20 protein-coding genes are annotated in these 20089 nt (G+C 53.7%); 15 read left to right on the forward strand and 5 right to left on the reverse strand.

Annotation, left to right across the window (positions count from 1 at the left end):
- Positions 1-34: 34 nt before the first annotated feature.
- Together WHJ28_RS11260 and WHJ28_RS11265 are read left to right on the forward strand one after the other, a co-directional pair.
- Positions 35-652 carry a cyclodeaminase/cyclohydrolase family protein gene (locus WHJ28_RS11260; RefSeq protein WP_340042213.1) on the forward strand — a complete coding sequence of 206 codons (618 nt, stop codon included), beginning with the start codon at positions 35-37 and terminating at the stop codon, positions 650-652.
- Positions 652-1500, forward strand: a complete 849-nt coding sequence (locus WHJ28_RS11265; RefSeq protein ID WP_340042214.1) for a bifunctional 5,10-methylenetetrahydrofolate dehydrogenase/5,10-methenyltetrahydrofolate cyclohydrolase — start codon at positions 652-654, stop codon at positions 1498-1500. The genes WHJ28_RS11260 and WHJ28_RS11265 overlap by 1 nt, the downstream gene beginning before the upstream one ends.
- Before the next feature lie 73 nt (positions 1501-1573).
- Here the strand turns inward: WHJ28_RS11265 and WHJ28_RS11270 are convergent, their stop codons facing one another.
- Positions 1574-4552, reverse strand: a complete 2979-nt coding sequence (locus WHJ28_RS11270; RefSeq protein ID WP_340042215.1) for a type III restriction-modification system endonuclease — start codon at positions 4550-4552, stop codon at positions 1574-1576.
- A 14-nt stretch (positions 4553-4566) separates the two neighbouring features.
- Positions 4567-6498, reverse strand: coding sequence for a site-specific DNA-methyltransferase (locus tag WHJ28_RS11275; protein ID WP_340042216.1), 1932 nt, complete (start codon positions 6496-6498; stop codon positions 4567-4569).
- 615 nt (positions 6499-7113) lie between these two features.
- On the opposite strand from WHJ28_RS11275, the gene WHJ28_RS11280 reads away from it, so the two are divergent.
- From WHJ28_RS11280 to WHJ28_RS11290, 3 genes are read left to right on the forward strand one after another with little or no spacing between them, the layout of a single operon-like run.
- Positions 7114-7524 (forward strand): peptide deformylase, encoded by a 411-nt coding sequence (locus WHJ28_RS11280; RefSeq protein ID WP_340042217.1) that lies wholly within the window; start codon positions 7114-7116, stop codon positions 7522-7524.
- 52 nt (positions 7525-7576) lie between these two features.
- Positions 7577-8293, forward strand: coding sequence for an SDR family oxidoreductase (locus WHJ28_RS11285; protein ID WP_340042218.1), 717 nt, complete (start codon positions 7577-7579; stop codon positions 8291-8293).
- Positions 8290-8742 carry a flavodoxin domain-containing protein gene (locus WHJ28_RS11290; RefSeq protein ID WP_340042219.1) on the forward strand — a complete coding sequence of 151 codons (453 nt, stop codon included), beginning with the start codon at positions 8290-8292 and terminating at the stop codon, positions 8740-8742. The genes WHJ28_RS11285 and WHJ28_RS11290 overlap by 4 nt, the downstream gene beginning before the upstream one ends.
- A gap of 20 nt (positions 8743-8762) precedes the next feature.
- On the opposite strand, the gene WHJ28_RS11295 is transcribed toward WHJ28_RS11290, so the two are convergent.
- Complete coding sequence (locus WHJ28_RS11295; protein ID WP_340042220.1) at positions 8763-9521, reverse strand: MerR family transcriptional regulator; 759 nt, start codon at positions 9519-9521, stop codon at positions 8763-8765.
- Between the two features lie 127 nt (positions 9522-9648).
- Here WHJ28_RS11295 and WHJ28_RS11300 point away from each other — a divergent pair, with 127 nt between their 5' ends.
- The 4 genes from WHJ28_RS11300 to WHJ28_RS11315 are packed head-to-tail and all read left to right on the forward strand — an operon-like array spanning position 9649 to position 12053.
- On the forward strand, positions 9649-10287 hold the full coding sequence (locus WHJ28_RS11300) for a Vat family streptogramin A O-acetyltransferase (RefSeq protein WP_340042221.1): 639 nt from the start codon (positions 9649-9651) through the stop codon (positions 10285-10287).
- A gap of 13 nt (positions 10288-10300) precedes the next feature.
- Positions 10301-10759 carry a metallophosphoesterase family protein gene (locus WHJ28_RS11305; RefSeq protein ID WP_340042222.1) on the forward strand — a complete coding sequence of 153 codons (459 nt, stop codon included), beginning with the start codon at positions 10301-10303 and terminating at the stop codon, positions 10757-10759.
- Positions 10759-11277: a DUF6933 domain-containing protein gene (locus WHJ28_RS11310; RefSeq protein WP_340042223.1), complete on the forward strand. Its 519-nt coding sequence runs from the start codon at positions 10759-10761 to the stop codon at positions 11275-11277. Before WHJ28_RS11305 ends, WHJ28_RS11310 begins: the two co-directional genes overlap by 1 nt.
- A complete protein-coding gene (locus tag WHJ28_RS11315; protein ID WP_340042224.1) occupies positions 11274-12053 on the forward strand; it encodes a DUF5714 domain-containing protein in 780 nt (259 codons plus the stop codon). Before WHJ28_RS11310 ends, WHJ28_RS11315 begins: the two co-directional genes overlap by 4 nt.
- Positions 12054-12142: 89 nt before the next feature.
- On the opposite strand, the gene WHJ28_RS11320 is transcribed toward WHJ28_RS11315, so the two are convergent.
- Positions 12143-12805, reverse strand: coding sequence for a CatB-related O-acetyltransferase (locus tag WHJ28_RS11320; protein ID WP_340042225.1), 663 nt, complete (start codon positions 12803-12805; stop codon positions 12143-12145).
- A 435-nt stretch (positions 12806-13240) separates the two neighbouring features.
- Between WHJ28_RS11320 and WHJ28_RS11325 the strand changes: the two genes are divergently transcribed.
- Positions 13241-14617 carry an MATE family efflux transporter gene (locus tag WHJ28_RS11325; protein ID WP_340042226.1) on the forward strand — a complete coding sequence of 459 codons (1377 nt, stop codon included), beginning with the start codon at positions 13241-13243 and terminating at the stop codon, positions 14615-14617.
- A 60-nt stretch (positions 14618-14677) separates the two neighbouring features.
- Here WHJ28_RS11325 and WHJ28_RS11330 read toward each other — a convergent pair whose 3' ends face one another.
- A complete protein-coding gene (locus tag WHJ28_RS11330) occupies positions 14678-15574 on the reverse strand; it encodes a LysR family transcriptional regulator (protein WP_340042227.1) in 897 nt (298 codons plus the stop codon).
- Positions 15575-15712: 138 nt separating this feature from the next.
- On the opposite strand from WHJ28_RS11330, the gene WHJ28_RS11335 reads away from it, so the two are divergent.
- The 5 genes from WHJ28_RS11335 to WHJ28_RS11355 all read left to right on the forward strand — a co-directional run bounded on the left by WHJ28_RS11335 (position 15713) and on the right by WHJ28_RS11355 (position 19831).
- Entirely contained in the window at positions 15713-16294 is a 582-nt protein-coding gene (locus WHJ28_RS11335) for a DapH/DapD/GlmU-related protein (protein ID WP_340042228.1), read from the forward strand.
- Positions 16291-16833, forward strand: a complete 543-nt coding sequence (locus WHJ28_RS11340; RefSeq protein WP_340042229.1) for a flavodoxin family protein — start codon at positions 16291-16293, stop codon at positions 16831-16833. The genes WHJ28_RS11335 and WHJ28_RS11340 overlap by 4 nt, the downstream gene beginning before the upstream one ends.
- A gap of 122 nt (positions 16834-16955) precedes the next feature.
- The gene (locus tag WHJ28_RS11345; RefSeq protein ID WP_340042230.1) at positions 16956-17297 is read left to right on the forward strand and encodes a cyclophilin-like fold protein; all 342 of its coding nucleotides are present in this window, start codon (positions 16956-16958) and stop codon (positions 17295-17297) included.
- Between the two features lie 12 nt (positions 17298-17309).
- Positions 17310-18062, forward strand: coding sequence for a carboxymuconolactone decarboxylase family protein (locus tag WHJ28_RS11350; protein ID WP_340042231.1), 753 nt, complete (start codon positions 17310-17312; stop codon positions 18060-18062).
- Positions 18063-18289: 227 nt separating this feature from the next.
- The gene (locus tag WHJ28_RS11355; protein ID WP_340042232.1) at positions 18290-19831 is read left to right on the forward strand and encodes an S-layer homology domain-containing protein; all 1542 of its coding nucleotides are present in this window, start codon (positions 18290-18292) and stop codon (positions 19829-19831) included.
- The last annotated feature ends 258 nt before the right edge of the window (positions 19832-20089 follow it).

Below are 20089 nucleotides of genomic sequence, written 5' to 3' on the forward strand. Positions count from 1 at the left end.
GACACCCGCCCGCTGTAATAAGGAGTTGATTGCGATGAATACCGCCAACCAGACCTGCCGCGGCTTCCTGGACGCCCTGGCCTCCAAGGCCCCGGTCCCCGGCGGCGGCGGCGCCTCCGCCCTGGTGGGCGCCCTGGGGGTTGCCCTGTGTACCATGGTGGGCAACTACACCGTAGGCAAAAAGAAGTACGCCGAGGTGGAGGAGGACGTAAAGGCCCTGATGGCCCAAGCGGAGGACCTGCGCGCTCGCCTGCTGGCTCTGGTGGACGCTGACGCCGCCGCCTTTGAGCCCCTGTCCAAGGCCTACGCCATTCCCAAGGAGGACCCCAATCGGGAGCAGGTCATGGAAAAGTGCCTCCGGAATGCCGCAGCTACCCCCATGGAGATCCTGCGGCTGAGCTGTGAGGCGATCGACCTTCACAGTGAGATGCTGGAGAAGGGGAGTGTCATGATGCTCTCCGACGTGGGTACCGGGGTGATCTTCTGCTGGAGTGCTCTGTACGGCGCCGCCCTCAATGTGAAGGTCAATACCAAGAGCATGGCCGACCGGGCTTATGCCAAGGCCATGAATGACGAGGTGGATGCTCTGGTGGGGCGGTATTGGAAGATCGCGGAGCGGGTCTATGAAGCAGTTTTGGGGAGGTTTGCCTGATGGCGGAGCATTGGAAGGGGGCCCCGGTGGCCCAGGCCCTGACAGAGCGGCTGGCCGCCCGGGCTGATGAACTGAAGGCCCGGGGGATCGTCCCCACCCTGGCCATTGTGCGGGTGGGGGAGCGGCCCGAGGATCTGTCCTATGAGCGGGGCGCCCTGAAGCGGTGTGAGAAGGTGGGTATCTGTGTCAAGCAGTTTACCTTGCCGAAGGAAGCCAGCCATGGAGATCTGCTGGAGGTCATCCAGCAGATCAACGCAGATCGGGAGATCCACGGCTGCCTGCTCTTCCGGCCTTTGCCCGCCCACATGGACGAGGAGGCCATCTGTGCCGCCCTGGACCCGGCCAAGGACGTGGACGGCATCACCGCCGGTTCGCTGGCGTCGGTGTTCACCGGCAGCGGTACAGGTTACCCGCCCTGTACCGCCCAGGCCTGCATGGAGATTTTGGACTACTACGGCTGCGACCTCACCGGCAAGCGGGCGGTGGTGGTGGGCCGAAGCCTGGTAGTGGGCAAGCCTCTGTCCATGCTGCTGCTGGGGAAAAACGCTACCGTCACCCTCTGCCATACCCGCACCGCCGATCTGGCCGCTGAGTGCCGCCGGGCGGAGGTGCTCATCGCCGCTGCCGGACGGGCCAACATGATAGGCCGTGACCACCTGGCTACCGGCCAGTTGGTGCTGGATGTGGGCATCAACGTGGACGAGAACGGTAATCTGGTGGGGGACGTGGACTTTGCGGCCGCCGATGAGATCGTCGGCGCGGTGACGCCGGTGCCCGGCGGCGTGGGGGCCGTGACCACCTCGGTGCTGGCGGCCCATGTGATCCAGGCTGCGGAACAAGCCAGATAACAGAAACAGGCGCTGCCGTTGGCAGCGCCTGTTTTCCGTTATTTGGATGATAGGGGATGTTACTGTGAGGTTATTATCGGGCCAGAACCTCGTTGATAATTTGCGCCATCTGTTTATTTTTGAGCTGATCCCGGAAATGAACGGTGTATCCATCTTCAGAAAGGAACTGGAAGAATACTCGGGCACATTCAATTTTAGCCAATTCAGCTCCCCGAAGCATATCCTTTCCTTCCACGTCTTTGGTTTCCACTACGATGTTAAGTTCTTTCTCGCCGGAGGACTTTTTTACCACATACATAAAGTCAGGGCTATACATACTGCCTGTAATGGTTGGAATCGCAATGCTGTTGCGGGGGATTTTTCCAAATACAACCACTTCGTCGATGTTTGCGGTCATATTGTCTTTTTCTAACGGTGAATCGTACGCATAGGTGTCGTATAAATACTTCTCGCCGGGTGTCCCGGGGACAAGCTTTGTTCCGATCCGTCCTTGTGAAATTTCTTCTTTTGGGGTACCGTCTGCATAGGTCAGGGCGGTAGCTCCGCAGGGCAGACTGCTTTTAACGTACTGGAAACGCCCCGGTAATGTTTTGAGTTTCCAGTTCTGGAACTCCGCGCAGAATACGCTTACAGAATTTTCGTTGATATATTTGGCATCAACAGCTCCATGCTTTTTGCTGTAGGTGACCATGCAGTTATGCAGTACCGCAATGGGAAGGCTGGTGGCACGCATGATGCGGGTTAAAAATGTGCCATATGGAATGGGGCGCGTGACCTTGTACTGCATACCTTCTCCAACGGCAGTATTCATTTGTCCGCCTTCACTCTGGACGAGTGCGCGGCTGCTGCGCATAATGATGTCGGTGAACACACCGGGCGTTTCAAAGATGGAAAGCACAACCTTTTCCATATCTGTATCCAGAGTGGCGTCATAAAACAGCAGGTAACGTTGGTTGATTTTCTCCCAGAATTCCCGCAGTTCCTGATAAACAGCTTTACGGATTTTAATGGGCTTTGGCTTGTCGTGGTTTCTGTCTTTGATTTTGCCGCCCTTCAGGCCGGAAGCAAATGCAGGATACACTTCAAAGAATTGTGCCTTGGCTTCTGGGCGGATCTGGTTGTGCCGGTCAATGTATCCCTTACGATATAAATCATCGAACAGATCGTCGCTGCTCATGCCCAGCTTCTGTGCGACCTGAGCCAGGCGCTCCTCAGTAATCACGGATGCCTGTGGAATTTCAGCATTGATCTGATCAACCAACCGCTGTGCAAAATCTGCCTCTGTAAAGTCCACAATATAGTTCAACTGGAACTCTTCATTGGAGATGCGGTTTCCGTTTTCGTCTACAGGCAGCCGCAGCCCTCTGCCCACTTCCTGGAGCTTGCTGTTTTCGCTGCCGCTGGAGCGCAGTTTTGCGATCGTAAATACATTCGGGTTATCCCAGCCCTCTTTCAGCGTCCATTTTGAAAACAGGAAACGCAAAGTATTATATGAACCATTGGCGTTGCGGAAAGACAGCAGTTGTTTTTTGCCGTTGAGAATTGCGTTGACTTCCTTGGCAATTTCTTCATCGGAGTCGCTGTTATCCTGAGAAAAATAGCCGGCATGGCAAGCTGGAATGTTTGCAAGAGACGCTTCCAAATAGGCCCGATATTCCGAGTCGTGTTCGGTAAGAGCGGAGAGGGTGTGCTCTATTTTTTCTTTCAGCAGTGTTTCAAATGCTGTCAAGAGATAGGGGGCTTTTCCAGTGTCATCGGGGCGATAAGAAGAAATATCGTCAATGAAGAACAAGGCCAGTGTCTTGATTTTAAAGGAGCGGTTACAAAAATTCTCTCGCTCTGTTTCAAAATGCCGGTCCAGGGCCAGACGAAGCATTTGAGTCTGGTAAGAGGACATATAGATGTCCACATCCATTTCTTCGCCGGCGCTTTTGCTCACGCCATTGGAGAACTCGACTGTATTGGAGGTAATGGCTGCGATCGTAATGCCTTCAAATGAATCGGAGATGAGGGCAAGGGAATCACCGGTTTTCAGTACAAAAGATTTTGTGCCTTCACCAGCTTTTTTTCGCTGAAAAGTGACAGAATCCTTGCTGTTGATGGAAAGAATTTTTACCTTCTCGTTCTGCTTGGACAGAGGCTCAAAATGCTCCTTCGCCACACCTTTGATCAGCCCTTGATTAAAAGACTCACAGGCATTGAGATCATATAGAAGGTTTTGGTAATCCTTTGTTATAATTTTACTTTTGCCGCGTCCGGTCGTGATTTCGGGAAATGTAGCTCCATAACGGATGATACTCTGCGGCCTGATTTCATCCATAATGACTTGGAATGCTTTCAGATCACGGGAAAACCGGTGCGGTTCATCGATGATGACCACGGGTTTTGTTGCACGGAGCGCGTCAAATGGGCGATAAAAACCCTCCACGTCATAGTCGTAATCATCGCGCCACAATAAACCGGTGTCTCTGCCATTGCGTTTCGTGTTGCTGGTCAAAAGCTGCATATTCACCAGAAGAACGTAAATTTTTTTGGTGTTCTGACAGCTTCCTTTCACGAAATCACTCACTACGCTGGGGAAGTAGCTGCGCCCTTTTTTCTTCTTTTTAGGCGCCTCAAGTACGCCAAGCTCAATTTCGGTACCATATCCGCAGCTGTCGGTAAAGTGCTTGCGTGAATATTCGTCCTGTATAAACTGCTCAGTACCAGCTTTAATGGCCAGAGATGGAACGGCAATGATAAATTTATTGATGCCATACCGCCTGTGAAGCTCATAAATGGTTTTGGTATATACATATGTTTTGCCGGTTCCGGTCTCCATCTTGACATCTAGATTTAGACATGAACCAATGGGGGCGGGGTTCCGATATTCTGCAGGGACTGCGCTTTGCGCGCTGTGCAAGTTAGCGGCTAGTCTGCGGTCCTCCAAATCGATCTGTGGGTTTTCATAAAATTGAGCGGGTGGTGTAATCGTCACGCCATCCAACACGGCACATACCGCATCGATTGCTTTTTGCTGATGGGGTAAGCTTTGCTGGAGGATCAATTCCATAATACTGCTCCTCCTTAATAGCGAATATCCAAGTTGATGCGTAAATTCTTTTCTGTATCCCTCAGGCGGGCAAGATTGGTTTTCAGGGATTCCATCTCAGTCCATCTGAAGCTGTAACCAAATAAGACGACATTTTCTGGATTGAACGCTCCGTCAGCTTCGTATTTTTCTGTAATGGCGGCAATGGCCTCGTTGCTCAGCGCTGGATGGATGAGGTATAAATGCTTATCCATGTAATAGCCCGTGTATCCGGCAAAATCAATGCTTTCAACAGGGGCGGTGAAACCATATCCATCTCGCACAAGCCAGGTGGTCAGAACGGTTGATACGCCAAAATCCTGTAAAATGGTATTGGTAACATAAATCTCACTGTCATCCGGTGAAAACTTTTCCAGCTTGTCCAAAGTGGCGGTAGAGGGCTCTGCCAGGGTAAAATGGCGAAATCCCAAATCCACTTCAGTTTCAGGGTACAGCTTTCGAATTTTGGCGGCTGCGCGGACAATTCTTTCCTGACCAATCTGGTCGATCGTTCTAAAGCCCAGTTTGAACGCGGCTACAGCAGCTTTTTTTTGGAGCGGGACTTCCGCCCCGTCTTTGACTTCGTATATTTTTTCGGGGATCTGAACCATGATATAGTGCAAATTTTTATAGTCGGATTCATTTGCCAGCTGCATGACGGCGTCTGCGGTAGAAGCTGACCCGGAAAAATAATCCAGTACAGTGTCCCCATCCACAACAATACGATCAATTAGTTTCTTCAACAGCGACGTAGGCTTTGGATAATCAAATACTTTATGATTGTCAAACAAATCCTTGATCTCATCAGAGGCGTTGGTATTTCCGCCCACTTCCTTTTTCTCCAACAGAGTGATGGTGCCGGGAATCAAGCCGTCGGAAGCATATACTTTCTTGTATACCTTCCACTGGCCGTCTTTTCCCTTGGTAAATTTCAAGCTGTCCCGTTCTGCCTTTACGCGCTCTTTGCTCCAAAGCCAAAAAGCAACGCCGCGTTGCCCGATGGGCCATATTTCGCTTCCGTCAGGGGCCTCAATCGGATAATCCAGGGAAGCGGAATAGGTCAGTCCGCCTACATTCCACAGGCTGTCCCATTTGTACTTTTTTCCGGTCTTTTCATCCACCAGTTTATATTTGCTATCTTCTGAGCGTAGATTGACAGAAAAAAGTTCTGCGTTTCGTGCATATGTCAAGATATAGTCGTGCTGAGTATTGACTGCGTCATTGTCATATCCTCCAGTCAGCTTCTTGTGCCAGATAAATGACCCCAGGAAATTGTGCTCTCCAAACACATCGTCACAAAGCAGCTTGAGATTGGCATACTCATTATCATCGATGGTAATAAAAATAGCGCCGTCTTTTGCCAGCAAATCACGGGTATTCAGCAAACGGGCATACATGAACATCAACCATGCTGAATGGGAGGCGCTTCCCCGCTTTGTCAGATCCAGAATCCTCTGCGCCTGCTCCAGGCTGATACTTAATTTGTCCGCCAGCTCACTTTCCGTAAAGTGGAAGTGATCCTTATAAATAAAGCCATCTGATCCGGTATTATAGGGTGGATCGATGATAATGCACTTTATGCCGTATGGATACGCTTTCTGTAAATGCTTGATGGCATCCAAATTGTCGCCGCTGATATATATATTCTGACTGTGTGCATTCTCGGGCTTGCTGTTGTGGGCTTCATCGGGCACAATCACTGTTGTGGTGTTCTGGGATGCCAGCAAGCGGGCATAGTTTTTTCCAAGGAATTTCAGTTCATGTCCCTCGTGAGTCACGGCGACCTTGTCGCTGAGAAACGCTTGGAAGCGGAGTAGGTCAAAGCTTCCGTCGCTGTGAAAGCAAGAGGGGAAATGTTCTCTCAGAACATCTATTTCGCGGCTGTTGGGTGCGATGGATTCATTTGCAGCCATAATATCTTTGATCATAGTAATTCGTCCTTTCCTTACAGTACAAACCGCCTGAGCCATGCAGGCTCTGGCCTGCCTCAGAAACGCCGCATACGACTTTTTTGAGCGTATGACACACCGATGGGACAAAAGCAATCCTAATTATAACAACAATCACGATCCATGCAAGAGAAAAATAAAGCTTCGGATAAACACATGGGGTTGGATGGGATAGAGATTTTTTAAGGAAGTGCTGGCCGTCGCTGTTTTGCTACTCTTTTCCGGCGGCATAAAACAGGCGGCAATTTCATGGCAATTTCATGGTGTTTTCATGGTATTTCCTTTGTTGGCGTGCTATAATACCTCTGACAAGCCGGGAGAGAAGGGGCTGACATAGCCATGGAGCACGGCGAACAAGTCATGAGGATTTTCATGCTGGGCAACAGTTTCACTTTTGCCAATCATGAGCTCCGGATATTGATTGGCTGGCCGGCAGAGGCTGCCCGGCGCACCTGAGGTGAGATGGTGGCTTTATAAACCGGCTTACACCCAAGCGCTTTGCGGTGATGATAGTCTTCATTCCTGTGGATGGGGCTTCCGCGTCGCAGCGGAGCCCATTGCGGCAGTCATTCAAGAGTAGGAGTAGAAAGAGCGATGATTCGAGATATCTGTAAAGATGAGACGTTCCTGGCCCAGAAAGCGGAGCCTGCTACACCGGACGATATTCAGGTGGCTGCCGACTTGCTGGAGACGCTGGAACACCACAAGGACGGCTGTGTGGGTATGGCGGCTAACATGATCGGGGTGAATAAGCGCGTCATCGTCTTCGATAATGAGGGTGCCTATATGGTCATGTTCAATCCGGAGATCATCAAAAAATCCGAGCCATATGACGCGGAAGAAGGATGCCTCTCCCTTACCGGCATCCGGACCGCCAAGCGGTGGAAGTCCATTAAGGTGCGTTGGCAGAATGAGCAGTTCCAGGTGCGGCTGAAAACTTTCACCGGCTGGACGGCTCAGATCATCCAGCACGAAATCGACCACTGTGAGGGTATCATCATATAAAAGTATAAGATCATTGTCGCGCGCTTCGGACGAGGACTGAGGTGAAAACGCTGTGTTTGAACATAAAGTTGCTGTGGTCACCGGTGGAGCAAAGGGCATCGGTAAGGCGATTGCGGAGGAATTCCGGAAGGCAGGCGCCAAAGTATGCGTGATTGACCTGCTTCCCAACGATTACTTTGTGGGTGATCTGGCCGACCAGACTGTTCTGGAGGACTTTGCCCGTAAGGTGATCGCCGACTATGGCCATGTGGACTTTTTAATCAACAATGCCCTGCCCCTGATGAAGGGCATTGACGCGTGCAGTTACCAGGAATTTAACTATGCCCTGCGGGTGGGAGTCACCGCGCCCTTTTACCTTGCCAAGCTGTTTGCACCCTGTTTTGCTCCCGGCGGGGCTATTGTAAATATCTCCTCTTCACGGGACCGGATGAGCCAGCCCCAGACCGAGAGCTACTCGGCGGCCAAGGGCGGTATCTCCGCCCTGACTCACGCTCTGGCGGTGAGCCTGGCCGGTAAGGTGCGGGTAAATTCCATCTCTCCCGGTTGGATCGACGCGGACTATACTGTTTATGACGGCCCGGATGCCATTCAGCAGCCTGCAGGCCGGGTTGGCAATCCCCTGGACATTGCCAATATGGTGCTCTACCTATGCTCGGACAAGGCGGGCTTTATTACAGGGGAGAACATCTGCATTGACGGCGGCATGACCCGCCAGATGATCTACCACAACGACTTTGGCTGGACCCTGCAAGGAGGAAACGAACTGTGAAAACTGCTATCTGCTACTACTCCCGCCACCACGGGAACACACTGAAAGTTTTGAAGGCCATGGTGGGTGAGGGGGATGTGGACCTGATCGATGTCACCGCCCACCAGACTGTTCAGCTGGAGGAGTATGACTGTGTCGGCTTTGCCTCCGGCATCTACGGCTTTGAATTCCAAAAGGCCGTGGCGGAGTTTGCCCGGCAGCACCTGCCTCAGGGCAAGCCGGTGTTTTTCGTCTATACCTACGGCGGCGCCAAGGGCGGCGGGGCCAAGGCTGTGGCAGAGATTGCGCAGGAGAAGAACTGCCAGGTACTGGGGGAGTTTTCCTGCAAGGGTTACGACACCTTCGGCCCCTTCAAGCTGGTGGGCGGCATTGCCAAAGGCCGCCCCAATCATCAGGACTTACAGAACGCCCGTAGTTTTTTTAGACAGATACAAGACCGCCTGAGCTGACGCCCAGGCGGTCTTGGCATTTAGTTTACCCAGTGGACTACGGCATCCCGCAGAAAGCGGGCACAGCCTGGGACTTGCTTGTCATAATAGGCGGCAAAGCGTGCATCCATTACATAGAGCTCTGCAATGCCTCGGTGCTTGGCCGGGGCATACCGGGTCCCGGTGATGGTGAGCCACCGGCGGTGGAGGGCGCTGATCTCCTTTCCCTCCGCACTTTCCGGGGACAGTCCGGACTGAACGGCGGCTTCCAGGCGTCTCTGAATCTCCTGGCCCAGGTCGGTCCATTCCAGGTACTGCGCCTGGGTCAAATTCATCACTGCGGCGTTGGCCTCGTCTACCTGTGCATCGCCATATTTGGCGCGGAGCTCCGCCCCGTATGTTTCTTCATTATGGGCTACAGCCTGTTGTTTAAAGGCTTCAAATTTTTGGTCGTCGCTCATGATTTCATTCCTTTCTTCCGCTCCGATGGTGGCTTTTACCGATCGGATCAGTGTCTCCAGCCGCGCCTGCTCCGCCTCCAAAGCGGCCAGGTGGTTTCGCAGAACGGCCAGACGGTCGAAGGAGGGGTCGTCCAGACATTCCTTGATCCGGGCCAACTCCACCCCGAGGGCACGGTAATAGAGGATGTCTTGCAGTCGGTCGACCTCTGCCTTGCCGTAATAGCGGTAGCCGCTCTCCGCTACCCGGCTGGGCTTCAGAAGCCCGATCTGGTCGTACCAGCGCAGAGTGCGGGTGGTCACCCCGGACAGGCGCGACAGTTCCTGAATGGAATATTCCATGCTATCCCTCCTTGTGGATAGTGTAACAGTTGACGGAGCGTCAAAGTCAAGAGGAAAATATCCTTCTTCCGGCCAACTTAAAAATCTGCTATACTGGGACAGCAGGAATGGAAAAGGAGGTCACATTATGTTTGGACCAGACCCGAATGCTGTCCACCCCAACAAGAACATCCCCAGCGTCTGTTATATCAAAAATGTCATCACCCGCCCCAACATTGAGGTGGGGGACTATACCTACTATGACGACGCTGTCACCGGTGGGGAGGATTTTGAGGCCCATGTGACCCACCACTATAGCTTCATCGGGGACAAGCTGATCATCGGAAAGTTCTGCGCCATTGGTAAAGGCGTGGAGTTTGTGATGAACGGGGCTAACCACCGTATGGAATCGGTCACCACATATCCTTTTAATATCTTCGCCCACGGCTGGGAGAAGTGTACGCCCTCATTGGACCAGCTGCCCTTTAAAGGAAATACGGTGGTGGGCAATGATGTGTGGATAGGGCAGAATGTTACGGTCCTGCCCGGCGTGCACATTGGCGACGGCGCCATTATCGGGGCCAATTCTGTAGTGGCAGGCCATATCCCGCCCTATGCTGTGGCGGCGGGAAACCCCTGCCGTGTAGTCCGGCCCCGGTTTGGCCAGGAGCTGACGGAGTACCTGCTGAAGCTGCGGTGGTGGGACTGGGAGGCGGAAAAGATTTTCCGCAACCTGGAAGCACTGTGCAGCGGTGATCTGGAGCAAATTTGCCGCATTGAGTTGTAATGGAGGAAACCATATGAAGCTTGCCATTCTCTCAGACACCCACGGTCTGCTGCGGCCGGAGGTGGTGGAGCGTCTGAAAACTGCCGATGCTATTCTTCATGGCGGCGATATCAATAAACAGAGTATCGTAGACCAGCTGAGGCAGTACGCCCCGCTCTATGTCGTCCGGGGCAACAACGATAAGGAGTGGGCAGAAGATATCCCCCATGACCTGACCGTTACTTTGGGCGGTGTGACCTTCTATATGGTCCACAACAAGAAGGAGCTTCCCGCAACGCTTGACGCTGTGGATGTGGTAGTGTGCGGCCACTCCCACAAGTATGTCCAGGAGGACAAGGACGGTGTTTTGTGGCTCAACCCCGGTTCCTGCGGCCCCCGGCGGTTCCATCAGGAGATCACGATGATGATGGCGGAGGTAGAGGAAGGGAAGCTCCAGGTGGAGAAGATCTCCATTCCCCACGAGGCAAAGTGATGGAACTGGGACTTACTTTCCCGCTCCAGCGGTTTTTAAAAATGAAAACGCCGGCCTACGGCACGCAGACTGAACGGCGTTACTGCTGGGACCTCCATATCATCGATCTGCGGGGGCGCAAGTGCCTGCTGGCCGTCCACTGCCACAGCCGGTACACCTTCGTCCGCTACGATGTAACGCCTCTTCAGTGGATGGTCCTTCCCGGCTTGTTCCGGGAGGGGCTGGCAGAGAGCCTTATCGCCGCTGGATTTACTGAGGATCAGGTGGAAACGTATCTGCGGCAGGCGGGCGAGATTGCAATTACCCGTACCCACGGCCGCCGGGAGGTGGCCTTTCTCAACCGGGCCTGGGAGGATGTGCTGGCATTGGATCTGTGCCTGGACACGGATCGCCAGACCCAGCCTCTGCTGGACCACGCCGTCAATACAAAACCCAGCCGGTGCGTGGGCTTTGAGGGGCTTGGAACGGGACTGGAGCGGGTGAATGCCATGTGGGAATGGGAGGAGACGGAGACTTGAACAGGGAAGAATGTCTGATTTGCAAGGCGTCTCTGGAATATCTGACTCAGGATGAGGTCATGGAGTGCGCCATCTGCCATAAGAAGGAGTCCAGCAAAACCCGTTGTGTGAAGGGACACTATGTCTGCAATGACTGCCATACTCAGGGTATGGACAGTATCTTTGGCCTGTGTCTCTCTGCGACTTCCACAGATCCCGTGACGATTCTCCGCCGTATGATGGAGCTGCCCTTTTGCCATATGCACGGTCCGGAGCACCATGTGATGGTGGGTGCGGCCCTGCTTACCGCCTACAAAAACGCCGGTGGCAACTTGGAACTGGAGAAAGCCCTTCAGGAGATGTACAGCCGGGGCAAGGCTGTTCCCGGCGGGGCCTGCGGTTTTTGGGGCGCCTGCGGAGCGGGGATCGCCACAGGGCAGTTTCTGGCCATCGTCACCCAGTCTACGCCTTTGGCGCAGGAACCCTGGGGCCTGAGCAATCAGATGACCGCACGGGCCTTGGAGAGCATCGGAAAAGCAGGGGGGCCCCGGTGCTGTAAGCGGGATTCTTTTCTGGCCATCCTGGCTGCCGTGGACTTTGTCCGGGAGCATCTGGGAGTGGAGATGAAGCGGACCGTCCCCGTCTGCTCCTACAGCAGCCGGAATAACCAGTGCATCGGTAAGCGCTGTCCTTTCTCAGTCGCCAATGGTGGAAAAGACGCTGGACTGCAGGTGCTGCGTCCTGTTAGGCGCATTAAGACAGTTAAAAAACCTGACGTAAAACGCCCTGAGTTTTGATGCTTCAGAAACTCAGGGTGTCTTTTATGCTGCCGATGATGCTCGGAATGAATACCGATTCAGGCAAGGCTGCCTGATGGGCGACAAATTTATTTGGATTCTATGAGTCTTGTTTTGATTGCCTGCTTTACTTTCGCCAGATCCGGATCGCACAGCAGTGGAAGGAGCTCCACCAGTGCCTCCGGCTCCAAATCCCACCAACGGAATCGCAGCAGCAGGTCGGTCAGCGCTTCATCAAAGCGCTGCTTGATAAACTGCGCCGGATTGCCCCCGAACACCGTGTAGGGAGGGATATCATTGACCACAACAGAGCAGGCGGCTACAATGGCGCCGTCACCAATTTTGACGCCCGGCATGATGACGCACTCCCGCCCGATCCAGACATCGTTTCCAACCACAATGTCGCCTTTTCGGGGAAGCTGATCCAGATGAGGAGGGGTATTTTCCTGCCAGGCTCCGCCGAACACATGGAACGGATAGGTGGTAATGCTGCTGATGCGGTGGTTGGCAGGTCCCATAATGAATTTTGTGCCGGAGGCGATGGCACAGAATTTTCCGATGATGAGATGGTCGCCAAACTCCGGGTAATTGAACAGCACGTTATTTTTTTCAAAGCCGGTGGGATCTGCGGCGTCGTCATAATAGGTGTAGTCCCCAATGGAGATATTGGGAGCCTTGACCACATTTTTGATGAAGCAAGAGGTCTTATATTCATTGGGAAAGACCTGGTTGGGGTCTGGTATCTGATACATCGCTATCGTCCTTTCTTTGCTTTATATCACTTCCTTTCTCCAGTATACTATGGTGGACACCGCCCGTTTTTTCCTGATTTCGTTCATTCCAGTACACTCCTGTAACGATGGATTGAGGTACCCATCCAACCATTGTTTTCTCAGACCACAACTTCAGCCGCACAACAGTCCTGAGTAAAACAGAGATTTACGCTGACTGGACGGATTTATTGAGTTGATACCCCCATCATACCATGGACTGCTCCGTGGTCAAGTAGATATTGACAAGAGTGGTCAACCTCTGCTATAATCCCTTCGTTCATCGGAGGGTGAGCAACCATAGAAGTTGCGAGCTGGATAAGATGACGGGTGAGATTCCCGTTTTCTTATCCAGTTCTTTTTTTGAAAGGAAATGCAGGGAATATCATTGTGGTTTGAATCATAAGGAGCGGGAAGATGAAGAAGAGAACGGAACGAAGCCTGGTTCAGGGGAATATTTTGCATGCGCTTGTTGCCTTTGCTTTTCCTGTGCTGCTGGCACTCTTTTTGCAGGCCATGTACGGAGCTGCCGATCTTATCATTGTGGGACAATTTGCCGGTACCAATGAGCAGTCCGGAGTGGCGTCCGGAAGTCAATTATTCAACATGATTACCATGGTTATTACCGGACTGACGATGGGTGTTACCGTATTTGTGGGAGAGGCCATTGGTTCAGGCAGAAGGAAACGGGCCGGCCAGGGTGTTGGCTGCGGCATAGCCATTTTTTCTATCGTGGCAGTCTTGGTGACTGTGATCGTCGTTCTTTTCAGCAACCAATTGGCAGAGTGGATGCACGCACCGGCTCAGGCGTTCTCTCAGACCAGAGATTATGTGCGTATCTGTGGTATGGGTATGGTCTTTATTGCTGCCTACAATGTCATTGGGGCGGTTTTCCGGGGGATCGGAGACTCCAAAACCCCGTTGTTTACGGTCGCCATAGCCTGCGTTATCAACATTTTTGGAGATTTGCTTCTGGTTGCTGTATTTGGTATGGGCGCTGCCGGGGCAGCCATCGCCACTGTGACTGCACAGGCGGTCAGTGTGCTGTGCTCATTATACTTTATTTGTAAAAAGAAGCTGCCCTTTGACTTTTCACTCAAGTACATTCGTATAGACGGAAGGGCTGCAAGGCGAATTATGCTGATCGGAGTTCCGATTGCGCTTCAGGAGATGCTGGTACAGTTCTCATTTCTGTTCATCCAGGTAGTCGTTAACGGAATGGGTGTGGCCCAGTCGGCGGCAGTGGGAGTGGCAGAAAAGGTGTGCGTGTTTTTAATGCTGGTGGCTTCCGCCTATATGCAGGCCATATCTGCCTTTGTTGCCCAGAACAACGGAGCCGGGCGGTTTGAGCGCTCCCGGCAGGCGCTGTATTATGGAATCAAGACCGCGCTGGTGGCGGGAGCTGCCATGGGTGCGCTGGCCTTTTTTGGAGGCGCACACTTGGCCAGCATATTCTCCAATGAGCCGCTGGTGATTGCCAATTCCCATTCCTACCTGAAAGCCTACGCCATCGATTGCCTGTTAACAGCGGTCTTGTTCTGTTTTGTGGGCTACTTTAACGGCTGCGGCAAGACCGCATTTGTCATGATACAGGGTATCGTGGGAGCCTTTTGCGTCAGGATTCCGGTGGTTTTTCTTGTGAGTCATCTGGAGTCCGCCACTTTGTTCCATATCGGGCTTGGGACGCCCATTTCTTCCACGGTACAGATTATCCTGTGCGTTATTGCGTTTAAAATGCTGCAGCCGGAGCAGGAAAGAATGCAAAAGGCGGTAGCTGAATTTGCGTCGTCATAAAAAGAAACGCTTGAAGCGTCAGGCCTCCGGTTTTTCCGGAGGCCTGACGCATTTGCTGTTTTACACGGTTTTTGTCTGGAAAGAGGTCAGATTGGCCTGTAAATATTCGCAGAACAACTCTGCCGCCTTGGAAAACGTCTGGGATTTTTTCCAGACCAGGTGCATCCCCAGCTCCAGCTTTGGATTCAGGTGCCGGAAGCACAGGTTGCTGCCTGTGGTGTTTACCAGTTTGTCCAGAGTAAAGGCGTACCCAAGCCCTTCGTTCACCATCAAGGAGGCGTTGTAGATCAGGTTATAGGTGGCAACGGTGTGGAGCTCTGAGGGCTCTTTTCTGAGCCAGCGGTACAGGCCGCTTTTATTATCCACCTGCCGGGAGAGGATCAGAGGCTTGTCCCACAGATCACGGGGGGAAACGGTGTCCTGCCGGGCCAGAGGACTGTCCCGCCGCATCAGTACCCCCCAGGTGTCCTTCATGGGCAGCTCCATGTAGTGGTACCGTGTTTTGTCCATGTCCCCTAAAAGAACGCCGAAATCCAGCAGACCCTTGTCCAGCCGCTCACATACGTCCACGGCGTCGCCGCTGACGATGTGGAAATGGATGCCCGGATAGCGCTCCCGCAGCTGCTTGGCGGCCCCGACGATCTGGCGTACACCGTCGGTCTCACCGGCGCCGATATAGATATCTCCGTTCACCGTATTGCCGGACTGTATGACCTCTTTCTCCGTCCGGTCCACCAACTCCAGGATCTCCTCCGCCCGTTTCCGCAGCAGCATACCGTCCTCGGTCAGCGTGATCTTCCGGTTGCCCCGGATCATCAGCCGCTTGCCCAGCTCCTCCTCCAGCTCCTTGAGCTGCCTGGAGAGGGTGGGCTGTGTCAGATGAAGGGACTGAGCCGCCGCGGAGATATTTTGTTCCCGTGCCACAGCAAGAAAATATTGCAGCACTCTCAATTCCATAGCGCTCACCTCTGTATGGATGATAACATGGTTTAGCTATAGGTTTCAAGCATAGTAACATATTCTATATAGGTATTTGCTATCTGAATTAGCCGGTGATACAATAAAACCAAATACCTGAAGCATTAGGAGCGTAACATGGATTTAGACGGATTTTTGGACGAGCTAAACAGCGGTAGGCTGGTGCGGGGCGGAAGCGAGGTTCACCAATTCATGCACGGCGTCAGCCAGGAGGCCTTGCAGATCACCGCAGAGATCAACGGGAGTTACCATGAGCCGGCGCAGCTGCGTGAACTGTTTTCCCGGCTGATCGGCAAACCGGTGGATGAGAGCTTTGGGCTGTTCCCACCCTTTTACACCGACTGCGGAAAGAACATACACATCGGGAAAAATGTGTTTATCAATATGGGGTGTAAGTTTCAGGACCAGGGCGGTATTTTTATTGAGGATGGCGCTCTCATCGGACACAACGTAGTGTTGGCTACCCTCAACCACGCCGCTTCTCCCGAAAATCGGAGCAGCATGATCCCCGCGCCGATCCGAATTGGGAAGAACGTGTGGATCGGCGCCAATGCCACCATTCTGTCCGGCGTGACCATCGGGGACGGCGCCATTGTGGCTGCCGGTGCAGTGGTGAACAGGGACGTGCCGGAAAATACCGTGGTAGGCGGCGTGCCTGCAAAAGTCATACGAACCATCAGTGAGGAGGACGAAGCATGAGCAAGAAGGTTTTGGTGATTTCTACCAGTCTGCGCCACAACAGCAATTCTGATCTGCTGGCCCGGCAGTTTGTCAAGGGCGCTCAGGAGGCTGGTCATCAGGCGGAACTGGTTTCCCTGCAGGGGAAGGAACTGCACTTTTGCAGAGGCTGTCTGGCCTGTTTGAAGCAGTCCCGGTGCGTGATTCAGGATGACGCCAACGCTATTGTGGAAAAAATGGGGGCGGCGGACGTGATCTGCTTTGCCACCCCGGTGTACTACTATGAGATGTCCGGTCAGATGAAAACGCTGCTGGACCGGGCCAATTCCCTGTACGCCTTCGACTACGCCTTCCGGGATATCTACTTACTCACCGCCTCCGCCGAGGAGGAGGACAGCGCCTCTGACGGCCCTGTCAACGGCCTGAATGGTTGGATCGCCTGCTTTGAAAAGGCCCGGCTGGCCGGTGTGGTGCGGGGCGGCGGCGTCAATGACCCGGGCGATATGGCCCGTCTGACCAAAAAACTGACGGAGGCCTATGAGATGGGCAAGGGGGTATGAGAGCCGCGGGAAAGTGGCTCTGTATCGTGCTTGCCATATTGGGACTGTCGGCCTGCGGCGGCGGTCATGTTCCGGAAGAGAGCCAGTCCGCAGAGGCGGTATCCGGTCAGGAGGAAATAGCTTTGAAGATCACAGTAGGCGATGAGGAACTGACGGCTACCTTGGAGGACAACAGCTCGGCCCGTGAATTTCGGGAGCTGCTGGCAAAGGGGCCGGTGACCATCGAGATGGAGGATTACGGCGGCTTTGAAAAGGTGGGCCCGTTGGGTGTCACGCTGACCCGGAACGACCAGCGGATCACCACGGAGCCGGGGGATGTGATCCTTTATCAAGGCAATCAAATTACGATTTACTATGGTTCCAACACCTGGAACTTCACCCGGCTTGCAAAGATCGATGATCCCACCGATCTGCAATCAAAGCTGGGAAAGGGAAGGGTCCAGGTTACATTTTCTCTGGGTTAGGAGGTATTCGCAATGGCAGTAAAGCAGACGGCGGGCAGAGATGCGCTGGGGGAGTTTGCCCCGAAATTTGCGGAGTTGAATGACGATGTGTTGTTTGGACAGGTGTGGAGCCGGGAGGATAAGCTTTCGCTGCGGGACCGCTCTCTGGTCACAGTGGTGGCCCTGATGGCGCAGGGACTGGTGGACAGCTCCTTCCAGTACCACCTGACCACCGCCAAACAAAACGGCATTACCCGCCAGGAGATCGCGGAGATCTTGACGCACGCTGCCTTTTACGCAGGCTGGCCCAAGGCCTGGGCGGCCTTCCGCATGGCCAAGGAGGTGTGGACCGAGGAGGCCGGTGAGGACGGTAAGGCTATGCACCAGAAGGAAATGGTATTTCCCATCGGGGCGTCCAATGACGGGTTTGCCCAATACTTTGTGGGGCAGAGCTATTTGCAGCCCCTTTCTACCGATCAGGTGGGAGTATATAACGTGACATTTGAACCGGGCTGCCGCAACAACTGGCACGTTCATCGCGCCGATAAGGGCGGCGGGCAGATTTTAATCTGCGTGGCTGGTCGGGGCTGGTATCAGGAGTGGGGGAAGGAGGCCAGGGCGCTGCATCCCGGCGATGTGGTCAACATTCCCACCGGCGTCAAGCACTGGCACGGCGCCACAGCAGACAGCTGGTTCTCCCATCTTGCTTTGGAGGTGCCCGGTGAGAACTGCTCCAATGAGTGGTTGGAGGCAGTTTCCGAAACAGGGTATAGTAAATTGGGTTGATTTTTATCGTATGAAAAGGCTCCCGCCAAACCGGCGGGAGCCTTTTTGCGCAGAAAGCCTTACAAAACTTATGTATACTGCTTGGAACTATCTTTGGCAGAAAAAAAGCAAAATGGCAAATATCATAAAATTTTGAATCAAAACTTGTCGAACAGTTGGATTTCTGTTATGCTATTATCAATCGTATTACCCAGACAGCAATGAGTCCAACGCGGAAAGGAACATCCATGGTTAGAAAGAAAGCAGTATCCGGGTTGCTGGCAGGCGCACTGCTGGCAGCCATGATTCCTCTGCCCTTTGGCGGAACGGTCCAGGCCGCGGGGAGCGGCGGAACCTTTACTGATGTGGTTCCCGGCGCATGGTATGCCGGCGCAGTATCCTATGTGTATGATAACGGTTTGATGAGCGGTGTCTCCGGCAATATGTTTGCGCCGGAACTGTCTATGAGCCGGGCCATGCTGGCCACTGTGCTCTACCGGATGGCGGGCAGCCCAGCAGTGAGCGGTAAGGACAACTTTACCGATACAGAGAACGACGCCTGGTACTCCGACGCGGTACTGTGGGCCCAGCAGAACGGCTATGTGACCGGGTACAGCGGCCACACCTTCGGAACGAACGATCCGGTGACCCGGGAACAGGTGGCCACCATTTTGTGGCGGTACGCAGGCAGCCCGATAGCCAGCGCCGGCACACCCTATGCCGATGCGGACGAGATCTCGTCCTGGGCGACCCCGGCGGTGGACTGGGCCCAGGCGGAACAGGTCATCAGTGGAAAGCCGGGAAATTGCTTTGATCCCTCCGGTCAGGCGACCCGGGCAGAGACGGCGGTTATTCTGACCCGCTACGACCAGAACAGCCAGCCGGAACCGGAGCCGACGCCTACCCCGACGCCTACGCCGACTCCCACGCCTACCCCGACGCCTACTCCTACTCCCACACCTACCCCAACTCCTACACCTACGCCGACCCCAACACCGACTCCAATCCCCACGCCGACACTTACGCCTGAACCTACCCCCAGCGAAACGCCAGAGCCGACGCCTACTCCTACGCCGCTGCCCATTCCGTCCAATCCCTATGACAGCGAGGCATTTTATATCAATGAGGACGGTTTCCTCAGCTACAGTGGAGGCGCGGAGAGCCATGTGGGCATCGATGTGTCCTCTCACCAGGGCAAGATCGACTGGGACCTGGTAGCGGAATCCGGAGTGGAATTTGCCATCATCCGGGCTGGATACCGAGGATATACTGTGGGCAAGATCGTACAGGACCCTTACTTCGCTTACAACATGGAAAATGCCATCCGGGCAGGCATTGATGTGGGAGTCTACTTCTTCTCCCAGGCAGTGAACGAGGAGGAGGCCAGGGAGGAGGCCTATCAGACCCTGGAGTGGATCGAGGGATATAACGTGACCTATCCGGTGGTATTTGACTGGGAGTACGTCAGCGACAGCAGCAGTCGTACATACAACATGACCTACCAGGAGATCATTGACTGTACCAAGGCCTTTAACAAGGTGATCCAGCGGGAGGGATATCAGCCTATGGCCTACAGCAATCCTAACCTGGTAAACAAGGGGTTCGACCTCTCCCAACTCCAGGAGTATCCCTTCTGGCTGGCTCACTATACCGCTGGCTGGAAGCCCACCACATTCCCGTATTACTATGATATGTGGCAGTATTCCAGCAGTGGGACCGTGAGCGGGATCAAAGGACGGGTGGATTTGAACATCTGCCTGGTGGATCTGAAGCGGACCAACAGAAAATAGTCAAAGATCAGGGGGCGGCGATCCGCTGCACCCCTGATCTTTTTGTAAGCGAAGACCACTGGCTGTGCCGGTGATTTTGATTGCTCTCTGCCGTATACAAAGAAAAGGGCCTGTTGCAAAACGCTTGAATTGTGCAGCCGCTCTATCATTTCACAAAAAATGGCCGCCTCCTGACGGCCATTTTTCGTGGGAGTCTGTCTCCTTTGAGCCAGAAACGGATTGCCGCGCCAGTATGCGCGCCGGTCTGCAATGACAGAT

The sequence above is a fragment of the Flavonifractor porci genome (assembly GCF_037572415.1).
In the GTDB taxonomy this organism is placed as follows: domain Bacteria; phylum Bacillota; class Clostridia; order Oscillospirales; family Oscillospiraceae; genus Flavonifractor; species Flavonifractor porci.